The sequence below is a fragment of the Collinsella aerofaciens genome (assembly GCF_964243765.1).
GTDB lineage: Bacteria > Actinomycetota > Coriobacteriia > Coriobacteriales > Coriobacteriaceae > Collinsella > Collinsella aerofaciens_BU.
Genome location: NZ_CAXTGI010000020.1, coordinates 1 through 2077, shown reverse-complemented (window position 1 = coordinate 2077; position 2077 = coordinate 1). Strand labels below are relative to the sequence as shown.

Here is a 2077-nt window from a genome sequence, read left to right as displayed (position 1 = left end):
CACTCGGGCCCGCGGGATATCCACGTGTCGCTAAAATTAATTAATCGATATCATGAATAGCGCTCGTATGTCGCAATTCGGGTATCTCATACCGCGGCACAGTGTCTTCACTGTGCTCGCGATCAGATGCTCCTCACTCATTAATAAGTGAATTCTTCTTGTTTGGATCGGATGAATGATTGCTATCATTCTGTCTGATAAATCGCAGAAAAGAATCGAGTCTGGAAGAATGATCTTCCATCTCTCTCCTATCGCTATGCGGCTCTCAAGGTACGCGGGTGCGACCCCGGGGACCGGGTGCTGCGGGGACTTCCCCCGGGCGACATCCACCGGACGGGCTCCTGCCCTCTATTCGAGTTAAGTTGATCTCTCTAGAAGATTTATCTCCCTAGAAAGGAGGTGATCCAGCCGCACCTTCCGGTACGGCTACCTTGTTACGACTTCACCCCCCTCACCCTCCACACCTTCGGCGCCTCCCCCCTCTCGGTTGGGCCGGCGACTTCGGGTGCAGACGACTCGGGTGGTGTGACGGGCGGTGTGTACAAGGCCCGGGAACGCATTCACCGCGGCATGCTGATCCGCGATTACTAGCAACTCCGACTTCATGGGGGCGGGTTGCAGCCCCCAATCCGAACTGGGGCCGGCTTTCCGGGATCCGCTCCCCCTCGCGGGGTGGCATCCCTCTGTACCGGCCATTGTAGCACGTGTGCAGCCCAGGGCATAAGGGGCATGATGACTTGACGTCGTCCCCGCCCTCCTCCGCCTTGACGGCGGCGGTCCCGCGTGGGTTCCCGGCATCACCCGATGGCAACACGCGGCGGGGGTTGCGCTCGTTGCGGGACTTAACCCAACATCTCACGACACGAGCTGACGACAGCCATGCACCACCTGTATGGGCTCCTCTCGGCCACGGGGTCTCCCCCGCTTCACCCATATGTCAAGCCCTGGTAAGGTTCTTCGCGTTGCTTCGAATTAAGCCACATGCTCCGCTGCTTGTGCGGGCCCCCGTCAATTCCTTTGAGTTTTAGCCTTGCGGCCGTACTCCCCAGGCGGGACGCTTAATGCGTTGGCTGCGGCACGGGGGGATCGCCCCCCCACACCTAGCGTCCATCGTTTACGGCTGGGACTACCAGGGTATCTAATCCTGTTCGCTCCCCCAGCTTTCGCGCCTCAGCGTCGGTCTCGGCCCAGAGGGCCGCCTTCGCCACCGGTGTTCCACCCGATATCTGCGCATTCCACCGCTACACCGGGTGTTCCACCCTCCCCTACCGGACCCAAGCCGCGGAGGTTCCGGGGGCTTCGGGGGGTTGAGCCCCCCGCTTCGACCCCCGGCCTGCCGGGCCGCCTACGCGCGCTTTACGCCCAATGAATCCGGATAACGCTCGCCCCCTACGTATTACCGCGGCTGCTGGCACGTAGTTAGCCGGGGCTTCTTCTGCAGGTACAGTCTTGACTCTTCCCTGCTGAAAGCGGTTTACGACCCGAAGGCCTCCGTCCCGCACGCGGCGTCGCTGCGTCAGGGTTCCCCCCATTGCGCAAGATTCCCCACTGCTGCCTCCCGTAGGAGTCTGGGCCGTGTCTCAGTCCCAATCTGGCCGGTCGGTCTCTCAACCCGGCTACCCGTTGTCGGCACGGTGGGCCGTCACCCCGCCGTCTACCTGATGGGCCGCGGAGCCATCCCCTCCCGTCGGGGCTTTAGCCGGGGTGCCATGCGGCACCCCGGGGTATCCGGTATTACCCGTCCTTTCGGGCGGCTATCCCGGGGGAGGGGGCAGGTTCTCCACGTGTTACTCAGCCGTTCGCCACTCGCTTCCACCCGGAGGTGGGTGCCGTTCGACTTGCATGTGTTAGGCGCGCCGCCAGCGTTCATCCTGAGCCAGGATCGAACTCTCCGTCCAAAAATATCTGGGCTTCGAGCCCGTCCGGTCCTCTCAGTTCATCGCTGATCGGTTCCGTTCGATTCATATGGTTCTGTATAGGAAAAGGAATTTCTCGGGGCCGCCTCTCGGCGGCCTTGCGAAAAACAAATCCAAGTTAGACCATTTCAAATGGTTCGATGTCTGCCCGGATGCGACAC

At 61.4% G+C, this 2077-nt stretch carries 1 rRNA gene; it reads right to left on the bottom strand.

Annotated elements, in window-relative coordinates:
- Positions 1 to 392: 392 nt before the first annotated feature.
- Positions 393 to 1898 (bottom strand): 16S ribosomal RNA (locus ACESSC_RS09700).
- Positions 1899 to 2077: the final 179 nt, after the last annotated feature.